Annotated in this window: 21 protein-coding genes and 1 tRNA gene; 5 read left to right on the top strand and 17 right to left on the bottom strand. The window is 49.4% G+C overall.

Translation table 11 applies throughout. The annotated features are described in order from the left end of the window. Window positions 1-6 precede the first annotated feature (6 nt). Both OCV81_RS08940 and OCV81_RS08935 read left to right on the top strand, forming a co-directional pair. A complete protein-coding gene (locus tag OCV81_RS08940; RefSeq protein ID WP_072542950.1) occupies window positions 7-996 on the top strand; it encodes a Gfo/Idh/MocA family protein in 990 nt (329 codons plus the stop codon). 29 nt (window positions 997-1,025) lie between these two features. Further along, window positions 1,026-2,171, top strand: a complete 1,146-nt coding sequence (locus tag OCV81_RS08935) for a DUF4421 domain-containing protein (protein WP_394802529.1) — start codon at window positions 1,026-1,028, stop codon at window positions 2,169-2,171. Between the two features lie 66 nt (window positions 2,172-2,237). Here OCV81_RS08935 and OCV81_RS08930 read toward each other — a convergent pair whose 3' ends face one another. The 16 genes from OCV81_RS08930 to OCV81_RS08855 form a co-directional block, all read right to left on the bottom strand. Continuing rightward, on the bottom strand, window positions 2,238-3,839 hold the full coding sequence (locus tag OCV81_RS08930) for a hypothetical protein (protein ID WP_148329725.1): 1,602 nt from the start codon (window positions 3,837-3,839) through the stop codon (window positions 2,238-2,240). Window positions 3,840-3,864: 25 nt separating this feature from the next. Then, on the bottom strand, window positions 3,865-5,088 hold the full coding sequence (locus OCV81_RS08925; RefSeq protein WP_148329724.1) for a hypothetical protein: 1,224 nt from the start codon (window positions 5,086-5,088) through the stop codon (window positions 3,865-3,867). Between the two features lie 132 nt (window positions 5,089-5,220). Beyond that, the gene (locus OCV81_RS08920; protein WP_148329723.1) at window positions 5,221-6,093 is read right to left on the bottom strand and encodes a DMT family transporter; all 873 of its coding nucleotides are present in this window, start codon (window positions 6,091-6,093) and stop codon (window positions 5,221-5,223) included. Between the two features lie 10 nt (window positions 6,094-6,103). Then, a complete protein-coding gene (gene bioD, locus OCV81_RS08915; protein ID WP_148329722.1) occupies window positions 6,104-6,754 on the bottom strand; it encodes a dethiobiotin synthase in 651 nt (216 codons plus the stop codon). A 21-nt stretch (window positions 6,755-6,775) separates the two neighbouring features. Beyond that, window positions 6,776-7,525 (bottom strand): malonyl-ACP O-methyltransferase BioC, encoded by a 750-nt coding sequence (gene bioC, locus OCV81_RS08910; RefSeq protein WP_148329721.1) that lies wholly within the window; start codon window positions 7,523-7,525, stop codon window positions 6,776-6,778. Then, window positions 7,510-8,178 (bottom strand): DUF452 family protein, encoded by a 669-nt coding sequence (locus OCV81_RS08905; protein WP_148329720.1) that lies wholly within the window; start codon window positions 8,176-8,178, stop codon window positions 7,510-7,512. The genes bioC and OCV81_RS08905 overlap by 16 nt, the downstream gene beginning before the upstream one ends. 19 nt (window positions 8,179-8,197) lie before the next feature. After that, window positions 8,198-9,373 carry an aminotransferase class I/II-fold pyridoxal phosphate-dependent enzyme gene (locus OCV81_RS08900; protein ID WP_148329719.1) on the bottom strand — a complete coding sequence of 392 codons (1,176 nt, stop codon included), beginning with the start codon at window positions 9,371-9,373 and terminating at the stop codon, window positions 8,198-8,200. An 18-nt stretch (window positions 9,374-9,391) separates the two neighbouring features. Continuing rightward, window positions 9,392-10,681 carry an adenosylmethionine--8-amino-7-oxononanoate transaminase gene (bioA, locus tag OCV81_RS08895; RefSeq protein ID WP_148329718.1) on the bottom strand — a complete coding sequence of 430 codons (1,290 nt, stop codon included), beginning with the start codon at window positions 10,679-10,681 and terminating at the stop codon, window positions 9,392-9,394. After that, window positions 10,671-11,633, bottom strand: coding sequence for a biotin synthase BioB (gene bioB / locus OCV81_RS08890; protein ID WP_148329717.1), 963 nt, complete (start codon window positions 11,631-11,633; stop codon window positions 10,671-10,673). The genes bioA and bioB overlap by 11 nt, the downstream gene beginning before the upstream one ends. 10 nt (window positions 11,634-11,643) lie before the next feature. Beyond that, window positions 11,644-12,075 carry a hypothetical protein gene (locus tag OCV81_RS08885; RefSeq protein ID WP_148329716.1) on the bottom strand — a complete coding sequence of 144 codons (432 nt, stop codon included), beginning with the start codon at window positions 12,073-12,075 and terminating at the stop codon, window positions 11,644-11,646. A 105-nt stretch (window positions 12,076-12,180) separates the two neighbouring features. After that, window positions 12,181-14,073, bottom strand: a complete 1,893-nt coding sequence (locus OCV81_RS08880; RefSeq protein WP_148329715.1) for a S9 family peptidase — start codon at window positions 14,071-14,073, stop codon at window positions 12,181-12,183. A 92-nt stretch (window positions 14,074-14,165) separates the two neighbouring features. Beyond that, complete coding sequence (locus OCV81_RS08875; protein ID WP_148329714.1) at window positions 14,166-15,374, bottom strand: TlpA family protein disulfide reductase; 1,209 nt, start codon at window positions 15,372-15,374, stop codon at window positions 14,166-14,168. A gap of 119 nt (window positions 15,375-15,493) precedes the next feature. Next, window positions 15,494-16,762, bottom strand: a complete 1,269-nt coding sequence (locus OCV81_RS08870) for a M56 family metallopeptidase (RefSeq protein WP_148329713.1) — start codon at window positions 16,760-16,762, stop codon at window positions 15,494-15,496. Between the two features lie 46 nt (window positions 16,763-16,808). Further along, entirely contained in the window at window positions 16,809-17,174 is a 366-nt protein-coding gene (locus tag OCV81_RS08865; RefSeq protein WP_148329712.1) for a BlaI/MecI/CopY family transcriptional regulator, read from the bottom strand. A gap of 188 nt (window positions 17,175-17,362) precedes the next feature. Then, complete coding sequence (locus OCV81_RS08860; RefSeq protein ID WP_148329711.1) at window positions 17,363-17,983, bottom strand: YhcH/YjgK/YiaL family protein; 621 nt, start codon at window positions 17,981-17,983, stop codon at window positions 17,363-17,365. A gap of 429 nt (window positions 17,984-18,412) precedes the next feature. Beyond that, a tRNA-Thr gene (locus tag OCV81_RS08855) sits at window positions 18,413-18,485 on the bottom strand. 572 nt (window positions 18,486-19,057) lie between these two features. Between OCV81_RS08855 and carA the strand changes: the two genes are divergently transcribed. Together carA and carB are read left to right on the top strand one after the other, a co-directional pair. Next, window positions 19,058-20,134 carry a glutamine-hydrolyzing carbamoyl-phosphate synthase small subunit gene (gene carA / locus OCV81_RS08850; protein ID WP_072542872.1) on the top strand — a complete coding sequence of 359 codons (1,077 nt, stop codon included), beginning with the start codon at window positions 19,058-19,060 and terminating at the stop codon, window positions 20,132-20,134. Window positions 20,135-20,155: 21 nt separating this feature from the next. Next, window positions 20,156-23,383: a carbamoyl-phosphate synthase (glutamine-hydrolyzing) large subunit gene (gene carB / locus OCV81_RS08845; RefSeq protein ID WP_148329710.1), complete on the top strand. Its 3,228-nt coding sequence runs from the start codon at window positions 20,156-20,158 to the stop codon at window positions 23,381-23,383. 255 nt (window positions 23,384-23,638) lie between these two features. Here carB and tnpC read toward each other — a convergent pair whose 3' ends face one another. After that, on the bottom strand, window positions 23,639-24,823 hold the full coding sequence (gene tnpC, locus OCV81_RS08840; RefSeq protein WP_262640293.1) for an IS66 family transposase: 1,185 nt from the start codon (window positions 24,821-24,823) through the stop codon (window positions 23,639-23,641). A gap of 143 nt (window positions 24,824-24,966) precedes the next feature. Between tnpC and OCV81_RS08835 the strand changes: the two genes are divergently transcribed. Further along, the coding region (locus tag OCV81_RS08835; protein WP_148329709.1) for an ISAs1 family transposase at window positions 24,967-26,024 on the top strand (1,058 nt) is incomplete at its 3' end.

The raw sequence follows: 26,024 nt of genomic DNA, 5'->3' as shown, positions 1-26,024 counted from the left end.
TCATCTATGATCAAACTCGATAAAGTAAACTGGGGATTCATCGGATGCGGTGAAGTCACCGAAAAGAAAAGCGGTCCGGCCTTCAACATGATTGAAGGCTCCAAAGTTGTAGCGGTTATGAGCCGTGAAGAAGAAAAAGTCAAATCATACGCCATACGCCACCAGATTCCCCGGTGGTACACCGACGCACAGGAACTGATTGGAGATGAAGATGTGAATGCCATCTATATTGCTACCCCTCCCTCCTCACACGCCACCTTTGCTATCATGGCCATGAAAGCCGGAAAACCGGTCTACATTGAGAAACCGATGGCCGCCAGTTACGAAGACTGTGCCCGCATCAACCGCATCTCCAAGGAGACAGGAGTTCCTTGTTTTGTAGCTTACTACCGCCGCTACCTGCCCTATTTCCAAAAAGTACGACAGCTGGTTGATGAGGGAGAGATTGGTAACGTCATCAATGTACAGATTCGTTTTGCACAGCCGCCCCGTGCTTTGGATTACAACAGCAAAAACCTGCCGTGGCGTGTACAACCAGACATCGCCGGTGGAGGTTACTTCTACGACTTGGCTCCTCACCAGCTGGATTTGCTGCAAGACATGTTTGGTTGTATCCTCGAAGCCGAAGGCTACAAGAGTAATCGCGGCGGTCTGTACGAAGCAGAAGATACCATCAGTGCCTGTTTCAAGTTTGATTCCGGACTGCCAGGTTCCGGTTCGTGGTGTTTCGTCGCACATGAATCAGCCAAAGAAGACCGTATTGAAATTATCGGAGACAAAGGCATGATTTGTTTTTCTGTTTTTACCTACGACCCCATTGCCCTGCATACGGAACGTGGACGCGAAGAAATTCTTCCCCCAAATCCGCCCCACGTACAGTTGCCGCTGATTAAGGCTGTAGTAGAACACCTGCAAGGAAAAGCAGTCTGCACCTGCGACGGAATCAGTGCCACTCCCACGAACTGGGTTATGGACCGAATCCTGAACAAACTTTAAACCTTTATGATAGAGTGAAACCTCTCTCCTTGTTGACCATACTGTCTCTATTCCTTTTCTGCCCGGCTCATAGTCTAGCTCAAGCAGAGAAGCAGGACAGTGTGGCCCATGACAAGCCTAAACTCATCTCCTTTCCACGCCTTTCATTGGGCAGTTTGAGCAACGGCATTGTACGTTCCATCAAATTCACAGGGAATGAAATAAAAAAAGCCGGGATTAAGTTAAACACAATAGATACCACTTATATCTCTCCTAACCAATACAACCTAGCTTTCATGCTGGAACAAAGCTCCTGGTATGAGCACTACCGCCTTGGTAGCAACGACGGACAAAGCCTGAGTTTTGCCCCCCACATCAACACCAAGCTGGGAATCTACTTCGGATGGAGATGGATTTTTTTGGGACTTTCGTTTGATATCAAAGACCTTTTAGGAAAAGGAAAGAACAAAGCTCCCCGAAAAGAAATTGTATTCAACCTGTACAGCGCCAAATTTGGAGTAGACCTTTACTACCGGAAAACAGGCAGTGATTTCAAAATTTCTTCGTACGAAAATTTCAGTCTGAGCAAGGACTATACAAACACGCAGTTCAACGGCTTCCAAAGCAACATCAAGGGACTGAATGCCTACTGGATTTTCAACCACAAACGTTTCTCCTACCCTGCAGCCTACAGCCAGTCGACCAACCAGCGGAAAAGTTGCGGTTCTCTGCTGGCCGGATTCTCCTATTCACAACACAACATCTCCTTCGACTACACCCAACTGCCCGATGAGATGCAGCAACAGCTCAGCTCCTCCCTGAAATTCCACAGCCTGCGCTACACTGATTACAACCTCAGCGTTGGTTATGGCTACAACTGGGTATTTGCCAAGAACTGTCTGCTGAACATTTCCTTGCTTCCAGCCATCGCCTACAAAAAGGCCCGCATCAACGACCAGCCTACCCAAAGTGGAACCAACTGGACCCAATGGATCAGAGACATCAATTTCGATTTGATTACCCGTGCCGGAATCACCTGGAACAACAGCAAATATTATGTAGGAGCCTCCCTCGTACTCCACACCTATGATTACCGGAAACCCACTTTCTCCATGACCAACTCTTTTGGAAGCCTGCGTATCTACATGGGATTCAATTTCTGGAAAAAGAAAGAATACCGCGACAAAAAAGAATAAAAAAGGGAGCTGCCTCGATCAACAAAAGCAACTCCCATATTAAAATAAAACAAACACAATGAACGCTTAGAAGTGAACGCCCAATGTCAGCAACAGCTGATGACGTTCATTGGTAACCTTTGTGGCTGGCAAAGCCTCATCACTGAAGGCATAAAAATCGGATTTATATATGTCATATTTATATGCCAAATCCGTATAGAACCATTTTCCTCTATAACCTAAGCCCACGGTTACCGTATTACGGGCCAAGTCATTCATATATTCCGTATCCGTACGCATATCGTTTGCATTCAGCGATTTGTATGCTCCGTACTTAAAGGCCGAAGTAGAATAGTTATAACCTGCTCTTACGCTGAAAGCCGAAGAGATACGTGTTTCCATTCCCACACGCAGTGTATGTTGTCCTTTCAGGATAGACTTGGTGTACTCATTCTGGTTCTCCATTGGAGTCCCGTCGTTGTAATACATCCGAGAAGCATTATAGCCTGCATATTCATATTCTGCACCTAAAGCCATGATTCCTCCCAAAGTAGTTCCTGCGCTGACATTGAATTTCCACGGAGTCACCAACCGATAATCCTGCAGAGACTCTCCAGCATAATCTATCGTCCGTTCATCAGCCTTGAACTGCGTATTGTCAGCTTCATTCGCGAATTTATAATTCAGTTCCGAATAAATCTCCGAAGAATATTTGTCGGTTAAACTGTACCAGGTAGGCGTATGAATGGCCAGACCAAAGCGGAACGGAGAATCTTCTATCGGACGGAAAATAGCACCGAATTTCAAGTTCAATCCAGTTCCTTCCGTACGGTAAGCATTTCGCAACTCATAATAACCTGAGTGATCGCCATCGTACACATCTTCCGTATAATAGGTGCTGCGAGTATAATTCACGTCATTCACGCCCAGCGTGATACCGAAATACATCCGGTCTTCCACATTAAACGCCACGTTGAAGTCATACTGGTTGATACCACCTTCCTCCCGGCTGCGGAAACCGTTTGCATTACCGTTCCAGCCCATCGGTACTTGCTTCCCATTGGCCAATGTGCCCACTCCGACCAGTTCCGTACGGACACCCATGACGCCCAGATACGGATAATTGGTATTGTAGTAAGGGTTCGAAAGTCCGCTGTGCCCTTCTGTCCCATAGTTATAAATGTCATCCATTTCACTGATGGAATAGATAGACCCGCCTACCATATTGGCCATCTGCTGCGTCTGTGAGAGTCCGCCCAGCATACCGCCTGCTGCAAACTGCCGGTTGAAATTCCGGCTTTTATGATAGTTAAAACCAAAATTCAGGTAACGAAGCGTCGTACGGTTGCCGATTTTGGTAGAATACACAAAACCAATCTGATCAAACGAAGCCTTATTCCGTTTGTCGTTCATCACATTCCCATTAAAGTCACTTTCCGCCTTTGTGGCATTCATGCCAAATGACGTAGACACATCGTGTCCCCTGAACAAGCCGATACCCGCCGGGTTGGTACCGATGACCGAAATATCTGCACCCAAAGCACCCATGGCACCCCCCATTCCGACAAAACGGGCTGTTCCATTCAATTCATCCCCCGCATAACGGACCGCATCATACGCAGTCTGCGCCATGGCCTGTGCGCCACACAGCACTGAACAGGCCACCGCATACATATATCTCTTTTTCATCTTTAACTTCATTTTATTTACACATTTATCTTCTGCGAGCACCACCACCGCCACCGGTACTTACACCTCTGGAAGAACCGCCGCCACCCGTAGTAGAACGATAGCTTCCTCCTCCAAAGTTACTGTAACTTCTGACAGAAGAATTTGAATTTGTCCGCGAATTATTAAGCCCATTCGTCCGGTTCGAATTCTGATTCATCCGGTTGAACACATCCGTATTTCGATAGGAATTCGGGCGTGTACTACTAGGACGAGAATAAGTGGACTCACCCAATCCCTGAGACGGGCGTGTGTATCTTGTACCCGTACTACGCACTCTGGAAGCACCGTCCGGACGGATAGAACGTACTCCATCGGTACCGGTCACAACACGACCTCCCGTTCTGCCGTTACGGTCCAATCCACTCATCACGCGGCCTCCCGTTCTGCCGTTACGGTCGAACGCAGTCCCCACCGTACCGTTCCGTACCATATTTTCTGCACGGCGGTTGTTATAGGTATAAGAGTGCCCTTGATAAGCGCCTCCTCCCCATCCATAATAGGGGTAATGATGATGCCATCCGGGACCCCAATAACCGCCCCAGTAGCCTCCCCAATAGCTGCCCCAGTAACCACCCCAGTAGCTACCATACCAATAAGGAGAATACCAGCTGCTATAATACCATGGAGAATACCAGCCAAATCGCGGTCCGGCAATGCTCCAGTTCCATCTCCAGTCCCACCACAGCGGATTGCTGTAAGTAGGGAACACGTATGCATACAGTCCGTCGTCATACACGTTCCAATCCCAGGAAGGGAAGGCTCCGTACACCACGTCCCAATACAGCGGGCTGCTCACCGGAATGGCATAGCGCGGACTCCGAAAACGGACGATGCGCATAGCATACTCATAATCATCTTGTGAACCTTCAAAGCCGTTCACCCATTCTCCCCGCTCTCCATACGGTTTTTCCTGTATGTAAAGCGTATCGTTCTGCATGGAGAACGTGTTTTCCCGCGATGTGTACCGACGGTTGTACTCGTCCACATCACGTGTGTTTCCTGCCGCATCTTTCACCACCACCGGAGTGGAAGTGGCCGATGTGGAATATACCGCTGTCCCCTGATTCTGCTTCGGGGCTACTACGGTCTCCTTCTTCGTTTCTGCCTTCTTCTTAGGCACGAAGTAAAGGTCGTCGTTACTCTGGGCCGCCACAAAAAGCGGCAAACTTGCCCATATCAACGAAGCAAATACTTTCAACTTCCTCATAATTCTATCTTTTAACGGTTTTACCTTTTTATTCTAGTACAAAAATAGGAAGATATTTCTCCCCATCAAGCAGGAAATCCCTATTTTGAGGTAGGGATTTCCCTAAACTTGTCAATCTCAAAACCGGAAGACTCAATGTTTCTTTTCTGCCCAGTATACCCCGCACAAGATGCAGGCCGATCCCACAATTGCACAAAGACTTAGTTTTTCTCCCAATATACACATGGAAGCGGCCAGCGTGACCAACGGCCCCAAGTAGATATAGTTGGAAGTACGTACCACTCCTATCTTCTTCAGAGCCACGTTCCAAACCACAAAGCAGACCAGCGAGGCTACCAATGCCAAGAACAACAGATTCATCCAAACTGACGGCTGCACCAAAATCCCCGCATTCAACCGGAAATGATAAATTCCAAATAGCGGCAGGATAGTGATTATCCCATAGAAAAACACTTTCCGAGTGATGAACGACACCGGATAACGACCTGAAAGCTGACGAATCACCAAACTATAGCACGCCCACGAGAAAGCTGCACACAAGGTCAGCAAATCGCCCCACGGGGAAACTTGTACTCCGTGTTGTTTCTCAAACACAATCAAAGCCACTCCACACAGAGCCAGTGCCGATCCGCCCAGCAACCGGCGGGTCAGTCGTTCCTCTTTGTAGAGAACTGATGAAAGCAATGCCGTCATCAAGGGAGCTGTACACAACAGAAAAGCCACATTCGAAACCTGCGTAATTCCCAATGCCGTATTTTCCGTATAGAAGTAAAGCGCACCTCCAAAGAAGCCGCCTAAAAGTAGCAAACCTTCATCCCTCCAACTATTAGCCAGCAAACGACGGGGGGAAATCACCCAAACACCTGCATAAGCAATCAGAAAACGATAGAAAAAAATCTCGTGCGGATGCAGTCCATGCTGAATCAGCACCTTGGTGGAGATATACGTCAATCCCCACACTGCGACCACCAAAATGGCCAGCAGGTGATAATACCCCTGTTTCACTTTCTTTCTTTTATTTATTACCTAAAAACGGAATCACCACGAACTCTGCTTCCGGATATTCCCGTTTCAGCAAATCGCGCATGTATTCCTCCGTATCCCGACGGATAATCTCATCGTCTTCCTCCGGGAAGAGATTGTAGGCCAGCGTATGCAGACGGATGCCCCGGCGGCTCATCGCCTCCAGGCTCAGCAACGTATGGTTGATGCTTCCCAGTCGTCCGGAAGTCACGAACACCAGCGGATACTGTTTCTGTGCCACGTAGTCAATGGTCAGCAATTCGCGCGTCAAAGGCACCATCAGTCCCCCGGCCCCTTCCAACAACACCGCGTCGTAACGCTCACTCAACGTCTGCGTAGCCCGTTCAATCTTGTCGAAGTCAATCGGACGCTTGTCAATCTCTGCAGCCAGGTGCGGAGAGCAGGGATAAGAAAAAATCTCCGGCATCGTCAGCCGTTCCTTATCCTCCGGCAACAAGCCTGTACCCATAATCCGACGGTGCAACTCGATGTCTTCCGACAGGTCCATATTACCCGTCTGAATCAGTTTTTCCGTAATGGTGCGGATACCCCGCTCGTTCCATGTCTTGGCCAAATAAGCTGTGGCATAACTCTTTCCGATGTTCGTGTCGATGCCACTCACAAAATATACATTTTTTTTCATTTCCGTATCGCTTTTAGTATTTTATTTTCTACATATCATATAAATGGGATGAAAGGTAAGATACACCCTGCCCCGCTCATCCGAAAACCGTTCGGTATAATTCCGGCAGAACTCCTGCAGCCTGCCTCGTGTCCAGGCCTGTGCTGCCGTGCCCGTCACTCCCGTCTCTTTCAGGTGCCGCAACACCTCCAGCGGAGAAGCAAACGACAGGCGCAACTGCTCCTCATGGGCATATACCACCTCGTAACGGGCGGCCAGCATCTCCCGCAGTGCCTCCAACGACGGATACGAAAGCCCTGCCGAAGCCAGCGTGGCCACCTCCTCCGTGTTGTGAGGGCCGAAGGTACTGAAAGCCAGGTAGCCTCCTTCGTGCAGCAGCCTCCGACACCCCGAAAAGAAGCGCGGCAAATCATCGAACCACTGCACCGCCGAGCACGACACAATCAGGTCCTGCCCTCCGGGAAAAGCCAGCGTCTCCGCATCCTTCGCCACAAAATGCACCTTCTCGCCCAACACATCGGCCAGATAGGGTTTTACCTCCGGACAAAGGTCGTTCAGCCACATCTCTTCCGGAGTTGCCTGTTTCAGGTACATCCGCGTGAACATGCCCGTGCCGCAACCAATCTCCAGCACCCGTTCCTGTACGTCTTCCGGGATATAACGGCCCGTCAGTTCTGCCATCCGCGACGCCACGTAACGCTGCACGTCGGCTTTGTCCAGGTAAGTGCCCACGGCCTTCGCAAAACGCCGACTGATCAGGGTCTTGTCCATAAACTACTTTCTCCGCTTAGCAACTGCCGGAACAGTTCCTCGTCATAGTGTTCCACGTCCTTTTCTTCTACCGGTACGCCTTGCCAAGCTTCCCGCTGGTTCTGCGGCGGGAAAATCTTGTCCGAGGTCCCGACAATCGCCTTGTCCCAGTCCCACTCCCACACCGGAAGGGCCTTCACCATCGTCCATTCGTCTGCCAGTTCCTGATGCAAATCTTCTAATGTCCGGTAAGGATGATGTGCCAGAAAAACTTTCACCTGCGCTGCCGACCCGCAAATCCGCCGCCGGAAACGTACCAGCACCGGTTCCGAGAAATTCTCCAGCGTTCCCCGGAAGATGGCTTCCGGAATCCCTTTCGTATCGTGAATGGGATAAGGTGTTCCGTTCACGGCCAGCCTCATCCCGTAGGGATAATCCTTCCCGGTCAACGTCTGGCAAGCCACCCATACGCCCATGGACCAGGCCAGGACCCGTATCTCCTGATAGGCGTCCAGCAGGCTGTAGTCAAAGTCCATATTCTTGTAATCAAAACACAGCAAGTAATCGCACCCTTCCGGCACCGGACTGCCAAACAGGTTTTCGTCCGAACCCCAGCCCGCAAAGAAAAGCAGCAACACCGGGTTTCCTTCCTTCTTGATAAACAGTTGTTTCATTCCTTCAATTCTTTCCGATTCATTCCTTCAATTCGTGACACAAACGCGCCACTTCGTCCGCTTCAATCAGCGCGGTCAGCGAGAAACGCAACCGTGCCGTCCCTTCAGGCACCGTAGGCGGACGCACGGGCAACACATAGAAGCCGTGTTCCTGCATCTGCAGTGCCTTCCAGATGGCCTTCTCGTTGGCTCCTACCACCAAGGGAATGATGTGGCTTTCCGACGGGCAATCGGCCCCGCTTTCACGGACAGCCTCCCGCAGACGCGCTGAAATCTGTGCCAGGTGCTCCCGCCGTGCCTGCATCTCCTCCAACCGCGACAAGACAAACCGCGTCCAAGCCACGTTGACAGGAGGCAATGCCGTGGTGAAAATCAACGTCCGCATCCGGTTCACCAGATAATCGCGAATCACCTTCCGGCACACCACATACGCCCCGACGGAAGCCATCGCCTTGCCGAAGGTGCCGCACAGGAAATCGATGTCCTTCAGGCAGCCTTGTTCCTCGGCCACCCCCAGTCCATGCGCCCCTCGCACCGCAATGCCATGCGCCTCGTCCACATACAGCATCACGTGGTCGTAACAGTGCTTCAGTGCCACCAGTCGGTCGAGCGAAGCCACATCACCGTCCATGCTAAACACACTTTCCGTCACGATGACAATCCGGTGATACGAACCGTGATACTTGGCCAGCAGATTCTCCAGCTGTGCATAGTCCTGATGGCGGTAGCGGATGCACTTGGCTGCCGACAGACGGATGCCGTCAATCAGACTCGCATGCACCAGCTTGTCGGCCAGAATCAGGGTATTCGCATCGGTCACCGCCGGCAGAATCCCCGTGTTCATGTGATACCCGCTGCTGAACACCAGTGCACTCTCCGCCCCGAAGAGCGAAACCAGCAACGTTTCCAATTCCCGATAAGCCGGGAAGTTGCCCGTCAGCAACCGTGAAGACGAGGAAGAAAAGCACAAGTCCCTCTCCTTCACCGTCCGCAGAAATTCCTCGCGCAACGCCTTGTCCGAAGCCAGTCCCAGGTAATCGTTCGATGACAGATTCAGCATCCGCCGTCCGCCGGCTTCAATCCATTTCCCGTCACAGCAGGTTTCCGGCAACACGCGCAGGTTGCCGCACGCCTCCAGCTTGTCCAGTTCCAGCAGGAAATCCCTGTCCGGTCCGGATTGTATTTCATTTTCCATGATGTTCCTCCTTTGTTTTTATTCCGGCATTTCGCCCACAATCTTACACAAACCGCTCGTCAGCTTGGTCAGCTGCTCCGGACGGATGATGAAAGGCGGCATGATGTAGGCCAGCCGTCCGAACGGACGTACCCAGATACCTTCTTCCACAAACCGCCGCTGCATCCAGCCCATGTCGACCGGCTTCTTGGTCTCAATCACCCCGATGGCTCCCAGTACCCGGACGTCAGCCACCTGCGGCAACGCAACCGCCGGCGCCAATTCCTCTTTCAACTGTGCCTCAATGCGGCGCACCTTCTCCTGCCAACCAGACGACAACAACAGCCGGACAGAAGCCAGTGCCACAGCACACGCCAGCGGATTGCCCATGAACGTAGGCCCATGCATGAAGGCACGCGGTTCCTTGGAAGAAATACAGTCGGCCACCTTTGCCGAAGCCAACACCGCCGAGAAGGTCATGTATCCTCCGGTCAGTGCCTTGCCGATGCACATGATGTCCGGTTCCACCTGCGCATGTTCCCATGCAAAGAGCTTGCCCGTACGCCCGAAACCCGTGGCAATCTCGTCAAAAATCAGGAGCATGCCGTGTTCCCGGCAGAGGCGTGCCGCCTCCCGCAAATACTGTGGATGGTAGAAACGCATCCCTCCGGCTCCCTGTACGATCGGTTCCAGAATCAGGGCCGCCAGCTCGCCATGGTGCTGCGTGATGACTTCCCGCAACGGCTCGATGTCTTTCTCGTCCCATTCCGCGCCGAAACGGCACTGCGGAGCTGGCACGAAATAGCGTACCGGAAGGGCCGAACCGAACAGGCTGTGCATGCCCGTCACCGGGTCGCACACCGACATGGCGTTCCACGTATCGCCGTGGTAGCCCGAGCGAATGGTCACGAAGTTGTTCTTCTCCGGATGGCCGGCTGCAAACTGATACTGCACCGCCATCTTCAAGGCCACCTCCACAGCCACCGACCCACTGTCTGCATAAAAAATATACTCCATGCTGGGAGGCACGATTTTCAACAATTCCTTTCCCAGTTCGATGGCCGGTTCGTGGGTCAGTCCCCCGAACATCACGTGCGACATCCGGTGGAGCTGTTCCTCCACCGCCCGGTTCAATACCGGATGATTGTATCCATGTACGGCACACCACCACGACGACATGCCGTCAATCAGCTCCGTGCCGTCGGCCAAGGTCAGCGTACAGCCCTCTGCCCGTTCCACCTTGTAAGTAGGCAACGGATTTGAGGTCGAAGTGTACGGGTGCCACAGGTGGTCCCGGTCAAATTCGTCAAACAGTTTCTCACAATTCATATCCTGCTCCTTTTATACGTTCTTTGTCTTTTGATACTTTGGAACCGAGAGTAGTCAGCAAATCACCCACAATGGCCGAATTGATGCCCACATACAAAGCACGGTCCACCGTCTCCTCACTCAGCTGCGAACGTCCTCCGGCAAAACGGAGGAAAGCTGTCGGGTTCACCATGCGGAACATGGCCACCGTGCGCAACACCTCTTCCGCTGTCAGCGGTTTCGCATGTTCCAGCGGTGTTCCCTTGATGGGCTGCAACAGGTTCAACGGGATAGACTGCACCTCCAGTTCCCGCAAGGTCAGCGCCAGTTCCACCCGCTGGGCAGGTGTTTCTCCCATGCCGATGATGCCTCCGCTGCACACGTCCATGCCCACCCGGCGAGCTGCCTGCAACGTATCTATCTTCTGGGCTTGGGTATGCGTGGAGCACAGGTTCGGGAAAAACGAAGGCGCCGTCTCCAGATTGCAATGATAACGGCTCACCCCCGCACGGTGCAACGCCGCAAGCTGTTCCTCCGTGGCCAGCCCCAAAGATGCACATAACTTGATGCCGCTGTGTGCCCGCAGGTATTCAAAATGCGCGCACAACTTTTCTATTTCTCCCGCCGAAGGCCGACGTCCGCTGGTCACCAGCGAAAAGCGCGATACCCCCTGGTGCTCGTTCATCTGTGCCTGACGCAAACATTCTTCTTCGCTCACCAGTCCGTATTCCTCCACGCCCGTGTGATGATGTGCCGACTGGGCGCACCACTTGCAGTTTTCCGGGCAACGTCCCGACTTGGCATTGATGATGGAACACATGTCAAACTTCCGCGAAGCGTATGCCTCCGTGATGCGGTGGGCCGTTTCACACAATGCGTCAAAAGGTGCTTCTTCCAACAGCCACAAAGCCTCTTCGGCAGTCAGCACCTGTCCTTCTTTTATTTTCTCTTCCAGTTTCTGTAATCTTTCCATACGTATTTATTCATAAAAAAGAAGGAGTGTACCCGTTACGGCTACGTCTGTCAGACTGAGTCGCGAACGAGTACACCCCTTTCGGTATGCTTGTTTCAAATCTCATCGTCGTACAAAAAGAAGCAGGCACCTCATCCCTTTGTCTGCAGGACTGTCCCTGTCGTTCGGGCACACCAATCCCTGCCAGTGCTCCTTCCCATCCGGTCGTTCCGCCTCCCAGCGGCCACTCCTCCTCCACCACACTGGTCCATGAGGTCACCGCACTTTTCGCTCCCGTGCGCACGGTCGCTTTCTGCTTACCCAGTGAGGCATCCGCAATTCCCCGTCCCACCTGTCCGATGGTGACGTGGCGATGCAGGCTCACGAACGCAGCATATTCCTTCCGGCTCCAACGGCGGAACCGAAGCATGACTTTGCGCGAATAGGAAGCGATACGATGCATCTGTTTTCTCTTTGTTTAAATGTACGGCTGCAAATGTATATAAAAATCTACAGAAAATGCAAGGATTTTGGAGAATCCGGTTTAATAACAATCAGGCTGAAGTGTTTATTTCAGATGCTTGTCAAGGAATTTCTCCATGGCACGGTAGAAGTCGAACTTGTTCTCTTCATTATAGAATCCGTGTCCTTCATTTTCCTTTACCATGTATTCCACTTCCACACCTCGTTTCTTCAAGGCTTCTACCATCTGGTCAGATTCGGCTTTGTTGACGCGCGGGTCGTTTGCACCCTGGGCGATGAACAGCGGAGCCTTAATCTGGTCTACATGGAATACAGGCGAGTATTTTTCCATCATTTCTTTGTCGGTTGCGGGGTCGCCCACCATTTCGTGCATCATGTCGAGCAACGGTTTCCAGTAGGGAGGAATCGTATTCATGAATGAAAGCAAATTGGACACTCCTACGTAATCGACGGCGCAGGCATACAGGTCGGGAGTAAAGGTCACTCCTGCCAGGGTAGCGTAACCTCCATAGCTTGCTCCATAGATGGCCACCCGCTTCGGGTCGGCTATCCCTTTCTTGATCAGCCATTCTACTCCGTCGGTAATGTCATTCTGCATGGTCTGTCCCCATTGCTTGTAGCCCAGTTCAGTAAACTTGCGTCCGTATCCGGTTGAGGCGCGGAAGTTCATCTGCAGTACGGCATAGCCACGGCTAGCAAGGAACTGTACTTCCGGATTGTATCCCCAGGAATCGCGTGCCCACGGTCCTCCATGCGGATTGACCACAACCGGCAAGTTCTTTGCATTTTCCATGGTATAACCTTTCGGCAGAGTCAGGTAACCTTCTATGGTCAGTCCGTCACGGCTGGTATAGGTAATCGGGTTCATGGCGCACATTTCCTCTTCTTTAATCCAGGGCGCTATGTCGGCCACCTTGGTGAGCTTGTTTTCCTTTACATTATAGAGGTAGTAGCTTCCGTATGTGCGGTCATTGCCGGCATGGATCAGGCGGATATTCTCGTCTCTGCTCTGGCTGGTGATACTGACGTTATAGCCCGGAAGCTGTGCTTCCAGTTTATGACGTATCCCTTCTTCCTCTTTGTCGAAATAGTGGCGGATCATGTCCTTGTGCCCTTCACAGGCTACTACTGTCAGCCGGTTCTTCTTTTCGGAGTAGCTGAAGCCCGAGATGTCGTACTTGTCGTTCATGTACAGGACCTCCTTCTCTTCGCAGGTTTCCGGATCCATCAGGACCAGTGCGGTCTTGTCGCGTCCGACGTTGGTCAGTGCATAGACCATCTTGTTGTCGGGCGTAAAGACGGCAAAACCGACGGTTTCCTTAAAGTTGGTGGTCAATACCGCTTGGAACGGCTGGTCTTCCGTTTCACGGTATAGTATCTGCTTATTGACCCCATCTACTATGGCAATGGCTACACGCAGCTTGCCGTCGTGGTCGGTCATCCATCCCTGTATATTGCCTGGGTTCTCGGCCAACAAGGTCAATTCTCCTGTGTTCAGGTTCAGGCGATACGGGTCAAATACCTGAGGGTTACGTTTGTTCATGCCGATGATGACCAGTGAATCGATTTTTTCCAGCGGGTCGATAATATTGGTTCTCACTTTCGGGAAATTGGTGTACGATTTCAGGTCAGAACCGTCGATGTTCACGCCATAGAGCTGGTAATTCTCGTCGCCTCCCGTATCCTTGACGAAAAGGATGCGGTTATTGCCGGCCCACATGCTTGCGGCGATGTCACGTTCCGTTTCAGATGTGATGCGGATGGTAGTGTCCGATCCGATTTTCTGTACAAAAAGGTTCATGCGGTTCTCGTAGGGAGCCATGAATGAAAAGTAGGTCCCGTCGGGCGATACCTGATAGTCTATCTTTTCCGGGTTCTTGAAAAAGTTTTCCAGCGGAATCTGTGTCTGTGCGCCGGCGGTAAAGCAAATTCCGGCCATGAACAGACCGGCTGCCAGCATGTTTCTTAGATTTTTCATTGTGTCTTATTTTTGTTTATAAATGTACGGCTGCAAATGTATAGAAAAATCTACAGAAAATGCAAGGTATTGGAAGAATACGATTTTCGGATCTACAAGTTCGCTTTTATCTTCTTTTCTATCTCCTCGTCCGTTGTCTTCTCTGCATAGCCTTGAAACTTTGCAATTATCGTGCGGTCTTTACCTATCAAATAAAACTGCGGAACTCCATTACCAGCCTGATAATCATTTATAAGTTTAGCAATTGTATCCTTATCGGCAGTCAGAAAACCGTATTCTATTCCCTGGTTTTTCACATACACTTCACAAGATGATTTCGACCGTCCCCACGTTTCTACAGCCAGCACTTCAAGTTCATTTACCGCATATTCTTTTCTCAACCTGTTCAAGAAAGGAACTGAAATCTTGCACGGTCCGCAGCCTATCCCCGTGAACTGCAACAAGATGACCTTCGACTTTATACCGCTTAAAGAAACCTTCTGACCGTTCATGTCAGTAAGCGTCCAGTCTGGAGCTTTTTTACCCATCATATCCACAGTCGCCTTCTGAGACTTCTCTCCTTTTATACGCCGCACATAGTCTGCCGGATAATAATCTTCCGCCACAATTTTTCCCTTTCCTGCAGGATTATACACAAAATCGGAACAAATCCCCTCACTGATGCTGTGCTGCATCTCCCTGCGATAACGAAAAGGCATGTCATCTTCTTTTGAAATCCAGATTTTGTAGATAGATGTCGGATCATATACATACGGATTCTGCGGCATGTAACAGGCCTTACCAAAGAACTCCACCTGATACGGTGTATGGATACTTAATTCCATCAGATAATCTTTCCCCTCATCCTTCAAGCTGAGGACTATGCTATCCTGGGTGTTCAATGCATACTCAAGAACGGATTTCATGCAACCAAAAGCTTGCGGCATAATAACTCTGAACGGAAGGGAACTTTTCTGAGTGAAATCATCTATCCGTACTTCTTTTTCCTCTTTCTCTATATAAGCAAACACAGTTCCGTCATATACCCAAAGCGGCTGCCTGAATTCCTTATCCGAGGCACACAAGAAAGAATAACCCACAGCCGTATCCTGCGGATTCACATGCTCATAAATTTCTATTGGCACATTGTACACCGGCTCTTTGTCTCCCGGTTCCCATGACTTTATCACACAATGATAGGTCACCGATTCCACGGCATTCATTTTCTCCAGCACATGCGACAGATAGTCCGTCTCTCTATTTTGTCCGTAACCCGGCAAGGCCAATAAGATAGAGGAAAATAATATTGCGGTAATTTTCATGGTATTATATTTTTATAAAAATGAGCCCGCTTTCAAATGCGGTTTCTTCCTTTCAACTTCTCTCAGAAGTACATAAAGCATACGTAAAACCCATTTGAAAGCGGACTCAAAAAAGCAAATTACTGAAGCTTGAACGCAACAGGCACAGTGAATTTCACTCTCACGACCTCTCCCCTCTGCATGCCCGGTTTCCACTTAGGCATGGTCTTCAGCACGCGCAAAGCTTCCGCATCCAAATCCGGGTCCACAGAACGACCCACATTGAACTCGGTAGGGGTTCCGTCTTTTTCCACTACGAACTGCACAATTACCCGTCCCTGCACATTTTTCTTCATGGCACTTTCCGGATATTTCACATTGTCTTGAAGAAATTTCAACAATTCCTTCATCCCTCCCGGAAATTCAGGCATCTGTTCCGCTACCATAAACACTTCGTCCTTTGCCACACTGTCAGTAAGAGCCGCTACTGAATCCGGTGCGACGGTTTCTTCTTTGGCATCCTGTTTTTCGGATGCTCCCTGCGAGCAGGAGGTGTTTCCGGCAACGAGTAGAGCAAAGGCCGGAACCATGAACAGTGCATATTTAATACGCCCTGTTCCGTTTGATTTTTTCTTGTTCATCATAATGATACGTTTTTTAAGATGAGAGAAATTGAAATTATTGGATAATCCATACTTGTGGCTGTAGGCCAACCCAAGCAGATGATATTGATAACTCTTGGTGGCGAATCCCGCTTCCACGACTCTCTTGTCGGCCAGGAACTCCAGATTGAGCCGGACTTCCCGTTTCAGCAGCCAGGCAAAAGGGTTCATCCAGCAGCAGATACTGACCATTTCGGCAAGAAGCACATCGACGGAATGCCGTTGCTTTACGTGCGCCATCTCGTGTGTCAGGATTTCGTCCAGTTCGTCTCCCTTCACCGTCGCCGGATTCAGGAAAATCCACCCGAAGAAAGAGAAGGGTCCGGACGAGCCATTCAAGCATTTCACACGGATGCCGTTTATCGTCTTCTCCGGCGTACGCAAGATCAGATGCCACAGACTGCACGCTTGCACGAGGAATCGAACGGACAGCACCAGCACTCCGGCGAGGTACAGGTATTTCACCCAATCGGACAACACCCACACGCCGTTTCCCGCTTCCGCCGCTTCACTTCCCACCACAATTTCCGGCAACACTACCGAATAGTCGAAATGCGTCAGCATAATCAGGCTGTCACGACTTTCCAGCCATTCCCGCACGTCGACCAGCGGCAACACGAAAGGCAACACCAATGCCAGCAGCAGAATGAATCTTCTGGAACGGAAAAAGGTGTCCCGCGTACATACCAGCTTGTACAAGGCGTAAAACAGGACCAGTCCGAAATTGACTTGAAGAAGATATAGCATAATAAAAAGAATTTTAAAAGGTGAGTAAATATAATTCTGAAATACTCTATTTGTCTTTCCGCTTCTCAATCAGGTCGATAATCTCGTTCAGCTCGTCCTTGGAGATTTTTTGCTCCTTGGCGAAGAACGACACCATCTCCTTGTAAGAGTTGGCGAAATAGTTGCGCACGAGGTTGCCCACTGAGTTGCGGGTATATTCCTCCTTCCCCACCAGCGGCGTATAGCGGTAAGTGTTCCCAAACTTCTCGGCCTTCAGGTAGCCCTTCCGTTTCAGGTTGTTCACAATCGAGGCCACCGTGGTGTAAGGCGGTTTCGGCTCGTCATAACGGGCCACGATTTCTTTCACGAAACACGGGCCCAAATGCCAGATGAAGCGCATGGCCTCTTCTTCCTGATAAGTTAGCTTTTCCATATCGAATTAGGTTTTCTACGAATTTTTCGCAAATCTACGAAACTATCGTAATAGTTTTTCAAACAAACAGTTAATTAATTTAAAAGAAAAGTGAATTAACAAATAAAGCACCATCTTCATGCTCCGATAAACGGATAGAAGATGATGCTGCATCAAATCAAAAAAAGCAAAGTATTTGTTTCCTTCAATTATTTCACATAGTCCAGTTTGATCACTACAACACGAATTTCCTGTGATTCTTTCTCTGTCTGCACCTTGGCAATATGCCAGTCACTGGGGAAAAACAAAAAGAAGCGTCCAGGAGTAGAATCAATAAACATTGTTTTCTCCACCTCATAAGTATAGCCCATAAAATCGGGTTTGTATGCCTGATTAGGATAAGAAGAATCATGATCAAGCAGTCCGAAACGTTCCGTTCCCTTTACTACGTATTGCAAGTCGATGTGATGATAATGCGATTCAGAGCCACACTTGTCCAAGGGCTTGTTGGCACTGTCCTCTACCGAAACCGACAACGTTGTACCGGGTATGTCGTGCTTTCCTGCTGGAATATGCTCCAAATCGGTTTGTGCCAGCCATTGGAAAGCCGCATCCCACTGAGCCTTGTTCTTATGATACTGACTATAAAATTCCTTCAGATTAGTACACACATCTGGCATGGCCTTGAATCCGTTGCTCCATGACTTTCCCAATGTCCAATTAATATACTTGGAATAATCTCCACTCACAGGGCATTGTGCAAAAGTTACATTCCATGCACACATCAGTCCCGCCAGCATACATCCACACAATCTTACATTTCTTTTCATTTTTATTTCGTATTGGTTTATTTCATAAAATTCTGTTTTAACATGCCCAAAGGTATACAATTATCGGACAACAAAAAAGTTTCCCCATAAAGACTTTTTACAACCGACAATCCCTTGCATGAATCAGCGTGCCAACATGATAACCAGAAAACGAAAAGAGAATAATCTCAAAAAAGAAAGAAAATGTGTAGGTTTCCCATGCATGAAACCTATGTTTCCCGAAGCTGAAACCTACGTCTCTCGCATGGAAAACGTACGTTCTCCACCTGAGAAACATAAAAAACAATGAAAGAATGGCAATATATTTCTTTGACCTTTTAAAATAAATTCTTCAATGCTTTACGTTGAGCCCCGTTACATTGCCCCGAATCTGGGGAAAGAAAATAAAAAAGCCTCCTAATTCGTTGTAATTAAGCGGCTTTCACTCGGAGCCGAAAGCGGGACTCGAACCCGCGACTTACTCATTACGAATGAGTTACTCTACCAACTGAGTTATTTCGGCAACGTGTTTCGTTGAAAACGGTTGCAAAATTACAGTTTTCTTGGAACCTGCCAAACAAAAAGCAGTTTTTTTTCAAAAAAAATCATTTCAGAAGCCCATGAAACCCACTTTTTACGCTATTCCTTGCACTTTCACCTTTCTTTCCTACCCAATCTTCACCAGGCTTTTTCCGAATTCTCACTCCCCCACTTTCCACATAAATACCTTCCACCCGCACCATTCTCCAGTCATCAAAAGAAAAGAAAGAAATATTTTTGTAAAAACTTTCGACAATCGTCCTTTCATTTGAACAGAAATGTGTATATTTGCACTCCGAATTATGACGTGACAAAAGAGCTTGATGGATTACTGGTTAAGACATAGAAAGAATACACACATATTCGGAGTTCCGGCGGACTGGATGAATGCCGGAAGCCATTCTTTTTTTTCTTCATGTCATTTTTTCCCTGAATATTTGAGTTTCCCTTTATATACACCCGGAATTGCTTTTCGGCAAATCCGGGCGTTTTTTCGTATATACGAATGCAAGAGAATAATAATACAAGATATATAAGATTATTTGTAATAAGGTGATGAGAAATGTAACATTAATCCTCGACGACGGGAGCCGCTTTCATGGCAAGTCGTTCGGCTATGAGAAACCGGTAGCCGGTGAAGTGGTGTTCAACACGGCAATGACCGGATACCCTGAAAGCTTGACCGACCCTTCGTATGCCGGTCAGTTGATGACACTGACCTATCCGCTGGTCGGTAACTACGGCGTGCCTCCGTTCACGTTCGAAGCAAACGGACTGCCCACTTTCATGGAAAGCGAAAAAATCCATGCCGAAGCGATTATCGTGAGCGACTACAGCGAAAAGTATTCCCACTGGAATGCAGTAGAAAGCCTGGCCGACTGGCTGAAGCGTGAACAGATTCCAGGTATCACGGGCATCGACACACGCGAACTGACCAAGGTGCTGCGTGAACATGGTGTGATGATGGGAAAAATCGTGTTCGACGATGAACCGGACAACATCCCTGAAGCCACTTATGCCGGCGTAAACTACGTAGACAAAGTTTCCTGCAAAGAAATCATCCGCTACAATGAAGGCGAAGGCAAGAAAAAAGTAGTGCTCGTAGACTGCGGCGTGAAATCAAACATCATCCGTTGCCTGCTCAAGCGCGACGTAGAAGTAATCCGCGTGCCTTGGGACTACGACTTCAACTCCCTGCAATTCGACGGTCTGTTCATCTCCAACGGTCCGGGCGACCCTGACACCTGCGATGCGGCTGTACAGAACATCCGCAAAGCCATGCAGAACGAAAAACTTCCTATCTTCGGAATCTGTATGGGTAACCAGTTGCTTTCAAAGGCAGGAGGCGCTAAAATCTACAAACTGAAGTACGGACACCGCAGCCATAACCAGCCGGTACGTCTGGTGGGCACAGACAAATGCTTCATCACCTCACAGAACCACGGTTATGCAGTGGACAACAACACACTGGGAGCCGACTGGGAACCGCTCTTCATCAACATGAACGACGGCTCCAACGAAGGTATCCGCCACAAGAAGAACCCTTGGTTCTCTGCACAGTTCCACCCAGAAGCTGCCAGCGGTCCGACCGATACAGAATTCCTGTTCGACGAATTTGTAAAGTTGCTGTAATCCATTAAAACAAAGAAGACAATGAAAGAAAATATAAAGAAAGTATTGCTGTTAGGTTCAGGAGCCCTGAAAATCGGTGAAGCAGGTGAATTCGACTACTCCGGCTCACAGGCCCTGAAAGCCTTGAAGGAAGAAGGTATCGAAACCATCCTGATCAACCCGAACATCGCCACCGTGCAGACCTCGGAAGGTGTGGCCGACAAAATTTACTTCCTGCCCGTCACTCCTTATTTCGTAGAGAAAGTCATCGCCAAGGAACGTCCCGACGGTGTGCTGCTGTCGTTCGGTGGACAGACAGCCCTGAACTGCGGTGTAGCTCTTTACAAGGCAGGTGTATTCGAAAAATACAATGCTCGCGTACTCGGTACTCCGGTACAGGCCATCATGGATACGGAAGACCGTGAGCTGTTCGTAGAGAAACTGGATGAAATCCACGTAAAGACCATCAAGAGTGAAGCGGTAGAAAACATCGAAGACGCCCGCCGTGCTGCCAAGGAACTGGGCTATCCGGTCATCATCCGTGCAGCATACGCACTGGGAGGTCTGGGCTCCGGCTTCTGCGACAACGAAGAAGAACTGAACGTACTGGCCGAAAAAGCCTTCTCTTTCTCCCCGCAGGTATTGGTAGAAAAGAGCTTGAAAGGCTGGAAGGAAGTAGAATACGAAGTTGTGCGCGACCGTTTCGACAACTGTATCACGGTCTGCAACATGGAAAACTTCGACCCATTGGGTATCCACACCGGTGAAAGTATCGTTATCGCACCTTCACAGACACTGACCAACAGCGAATACCACAAACTTCGTGAACTGGCCATCCGCATCATCCGCCACATCGGTATCGTGGGTGAATGTAACGTGCAGTATGCTTTCGACCCGGAATCGGAAGACTACCGCGTGATTGAGGTAAACGCCCGTCTGAGCCGTTCTTCTGCCCTGGCATCTAAAGCAACCGGTTATCCGCTGGCTTTCGTCGCTGCCAAACTGGGTCTGGGTTACGGATTGTTCGACCTGAAGAACTCTGTCACAAAGACCACTTCAGCCTTCTTCGAGCCGGCACTGGACTACGTGGTATGTAAGATTCCTCGTTGGGACTTGGGCAAGTTCCACGGCGTAGACCGCGAGCTGGGTTCCAGCATGAAGTCAGTAGGTGAAGTCATGGCCATCGGACGTACTTTCGAAGAAGCCATCCAGAAGGGTCTGCGTATGATTGGTCAGGGCATGCACGGTTTCGTAGAAAACAAGGAACTTCAGATTGCCGATGTAGACAAGGCACTGCGCGAACCGACCGACAAGCGTATCTTCGTCATCTCAAAAGCTATGCGTGCCGGCTACACCGTAGACCAGATTCACGACCTTACCAAGATTGACAAATGGTTCCTCGACAAGCTGATGAACATCATGCAGACTTCCAAAGAGCTGCACGAGTGGGGCAACAACCACAAACTGCTGTCACAGCTTCCGAACGAACTTCTTTATAAAGCAAAACGTCAGGGATTCTCCGACTTCCAGGTGGCACGCGCCATCGGTTACGAAGGCGACATGGAAGATGCCATCCTCGACATCCGCAAGCACCGTAAGAGCGTAGGTATCGTTCCGGTAGTGAAACAAATCGATACACTGGCCGCTGAATATCCGGCACAGACCAACTACCTGTATCTGACTTACAGCGGTGTGGCCAACGATGTACACTACCTGGGCGACCACAAGAGCATCGTTGTACTCGGTTCGGGTGCTTACCGTATCGGTTCATCCGTAGAATTCGACTGGTGCGGCGTACAGGCACTGAACACCATCCGCAAGGAAGGCTACCGTTCCGTGATGATTAACTACAACCCGGAAACCGTATCTACCGACTACGATATGTGCGACCGTCTGTACTTCGACGAACTGACCTTCGAACGTGTGATGGATATCCTCGACCTGGAAAACCCGCACGGTGTGATTGTATCTACCGGCGGACAGATTCCGAACAACCTGGCTCTCCGTCTGGATGCACAGCACATCCACATTTTGGGAACTTCCGCCAAGAGCATCGACAACGCAGAAGACCGCGACAAGTTCTCGGCTATGCTCGACCGCATCGGCGTAGACCAGCCGGAATGGAGCGCACTGACTTCCATGGAAGACATCAACGCCTTCATTCAGAAAGTTGGCTTCCCGGTACTGGTTCGTCCGTCATACGTACTTTCCGGTGCTGCCATGAACGTATGCTCCAACCAGGAAGAACTGGAACGCTTCCTGCAGCTGGCTGCCAACGTATCCAAGAAGCATCCGGTAGTAGTGAGCCAGTTCATCGAACATGCCAAAGAAGTAGAAATGGATGCCGTGGCACAGAATGGTGAAATCGTTGCCTACGCCATCAGTGAACACATCGAGTTTGCCGGAGTTCACTCAGGTGACGCCACTATCCAGTTCCCGCCGCAGAAACTATACGTAGAAACCGTACGCCGCATCAAACGCATCAGCCGTCAGATTGCGAAAGAACTGAACATCTCCGGTCCGTTTAACATCCAGTTCCTTGCCCGCGAAAATGACATCAAGGTGATTGAATGTAATCTGCGTGCCAGCCGTTCGTTCCCGTTTGTCAGCAAAGTATTGAAAATCAACTTCATCGAACTGGCTACGAAAGTTATGCTGGGACTGCCGGTAGAAAAGCCGGAAAAGAACCTCTTCGAACTCGACTATGTAGGTATCAAGGCCAGCCAGTTCTCCTTCAACCGTCTGCAAAAAGCCGACCCTGTATTGGGTGTCGACATGGCTTCTACCGGTGAAGTGGGCTGTATCGGTGAAGACACTTCTTGCGCCGTTCTGAAATCCATGCTTTCCGTAGGCTACCGCATCCCGGAAAAGAACATCCTGATGTCTACCGGTACGCCGAAGCAGAAAGTGGAAATGCTGAAAGCTGCACAGGAATTGAAGGACAAAGGCTACAACATCTTCGCTACAGGTGGTACTTCCAAGTTCCTGACTGAAAACGGCATTGAGAACACCCGCGTATTCTGGCCGAGTGAAGAAGGCAAACCGCAGGCACTGGAAATGTTGCACAAGAAAGAAATCGACATGGTAGTCAACATCCCGCGCGACCTGACTGCCGGCGAACTCGACAATGGTTACAAGATTCGCCGTGCCGCCATCGACCTGAACATTCCGTTGATTACGAATGCCCGTCTGGCAAGTGCCTTCATCCATGCCTTCTGCACGATGAGCATCGACGACATCGAAATCAAGAGCTGGGACGAATATAAATAATCCGTACAGCTAGATACAGAAAAAGTTATCCCCTCCTGAACGCTTCGTTATGAATGAGTTCGGAAGGGGATTTTTTGTGACCATCATGCCTCTACGTCTAGAAAGACCAAGGTACAACTATAATCTTTAATCTATATATTTTATGTAAGCATTCGTTAAACTACAGGTATTGAACTTTATATACAACAATAGCGACTGTCACTATAAACCTAATAGTTGCAGTCGCTATTATTTTGTTGAACCTATATGTTGCAGTCAGCACCGGTTGCCGGCTTCCTCCTCTTGTTTTGTCAATGCACTTTCCGGATGTTGCAGCTTCCATTTATGTGGAAGCAGTTCCAGCAGTTCCTCATGAGTAGCTTTTTTGTAATAGGGCATTCGGGCGATGACATCATTCAGATAATCCCTTGGGTTTACATCATGTGCCTTACAGGTGGCCAGCAGGGAACAGATCACCGACATATTAGCCGCCGCCTCATGGTTGCCGCAGAAGAGGTAATTTTTCCGTCCCAGAGTAATCGGCCGGATGACATTTTCAGCCAGATTGTTATCCCAGAGCAGGCGTCCGTCCTCCAGACATCCCATCATGTTGTCCCATCGGGTATAGGCATACGTGATGGCTTTCCCAATCTGGGAATTGGGGCTGTACTTGATTCCTTCCGTTTCCATCCACACTCTCATGGCATCCATGACAGGTCCGGCCAGTTCCCGGCGCTTCGTCTTCCGCTCGTCGTACGACAGGCCCGCCTTATCGCAGCAGTGTTCAATCCGGTAAATATGCTGTATCTGGGTCAGGCCATGTTCGGCCATCTCCCGGTTTTCATCCAGAGCCTGTTCAAAATGACGGCGGATATGCACCAGGCAGTTGAGCAGCCGCACGTCGGGGTTGGTCCTGAAGGCTGTCTCATAGCCTGCAAAACCGTCGCATTGAAGATAACCCTTGAAGTGATATTGATTTGTCAGGGATTCGATGACTGCTCCGGCACGCGATCCCTCATCGTAATGGAAGATGACCAGTTTCTTCATGACCGACCTTACCATCCACAGGTATTCCTTGTCGGCCCTGTGCTTTTCCTTGTTGATGACCGGAACAGTGGTTTCGTCCGCCTGTACATAGTCGCAGGAAAAGACTTCCTTCTTGAGCTCCTCATACAGAGGCCTGAGCAGCTCCACCGTCTTTTTGAACCATCCGTCCAGCGTACTTTCCGTAAGGCCTTTCATCCCAAGATGCCGGTACTGCTGTATCTGCCGGTAGAACGGGACGTGATATTCATACTTCTGAAGCAGTATCTCGGCAAGCAGGCTGGTGTCGGCGATGCACTTGTCGACGGGCATCAGCGGCATGGGGGCAATCTCCACGCCTTTCTGCCCTGCGGGAGGAAGCCGGGTGCTGTCCTTGAGCGCATATTTGGGACGGATGATTTCCTTGACATAGAGCATCCCCGGTTTGTGCTCAGAGAAAACGCATCAAAATTTCTTTAACAGGATTTAGTTTTTGATGTTTGTATTTATCTGATTATCAGATTGTTTAGTTTGCATGTGTCGATGTTTTTCATTATCTTTATAATAAAAAACAGATAAATATGGATTCAATATCAAAGAAATTCTTGATTATGGATAATTTGGCAAAGGCCATGGAGCCTTTGGATACACGTGTACAAGGTATGGTCCAACATTCTACCTCTACAATTTTTTTAATAACTCTTGCAGGGGTATTTGCCAAATGCCAGACATGGAATGAAATAGCAGATTATGGAAAGATAAAGATTGATTTCTTCAGGAGATTCATCCCGGGACTTGAATCAACTCCTTCCCATGATACCTTCAGGCGTTTTTTCAGCATCATAAATCCGGACAAGCTTGAAAGTCTGTACAGGGAATGGGCCTGCTGCTTTTCCGCCTCAAGCGTCTCGGATACGGATTATTCCACATCAATTAAAAGACACATCGCCATTGACGGGAAAAGAATGCGCTCCGCCGGCAAGGAGAATCTTTCTATCCTATCATGTATTGTAAATGAAATCAACAATGCAGACAATGACGGCGGAAAAGCCAGAGTACACATTGTAAGTGCATACGATGTGACCCATGAGGTTTCTCTCGGACAGGAACGTGTACCGGAAAAAAGCAATGAGATTACGGCTGACAAGGCACTGATAGAATCGTTGTCAATTGGCAAAGGAGACCTTATAACAATGGACGCCATGGGTACGCAGAGAGAAATAGCGGAGGCGATTTTCAAAAAAGGAGCTGATTATCTTCTTATAGTCAAGGACAACCAGCTTCTTTTGCGCAAAGAGATAGAGGAAATCGTCGGCTGGAATATGCTCAAAAAAAGAGAGAACCGTAATGATGATGTTACCATAGTTGATGAAAAGGCTCACGGATATACCGTAACCAGAAACTGTTTTACTGTTCAGGAAAAATACATGCTGGGAAGCATGTACAGGAAATGGGCGGGAATAAAGACTTTCGGAGTATTCAACACCGTACGCAAGAACAAGAAAACAGGAGAGGAAACAAAAGAGACACAATACTTTATCACCTCTTTGGGAAAAGATGCCGCAAGTCTGATTATGCATAAGAGGAATCACTGGCAGGTGGAAAATGGACTTCACAGGATGCTTGATGTGGAATTCAG

The sequence above is a fragment of the Phocaeicola fibrisolvens genome (genome assembly GCF_025567125.1).
In the GTDB taxonomy this organism is placed as follows: Bacteria; Bacteroidota; Bacteroidia; order Bacteroidales; family Bacteroidaceae; genus Phocaeicola; species Phocaeicola fibrisolvens.
Note: the sequence above shows the minus strand (reverse complement) of the source record. Positions and strands in the feature narration are given on the sequence as shown.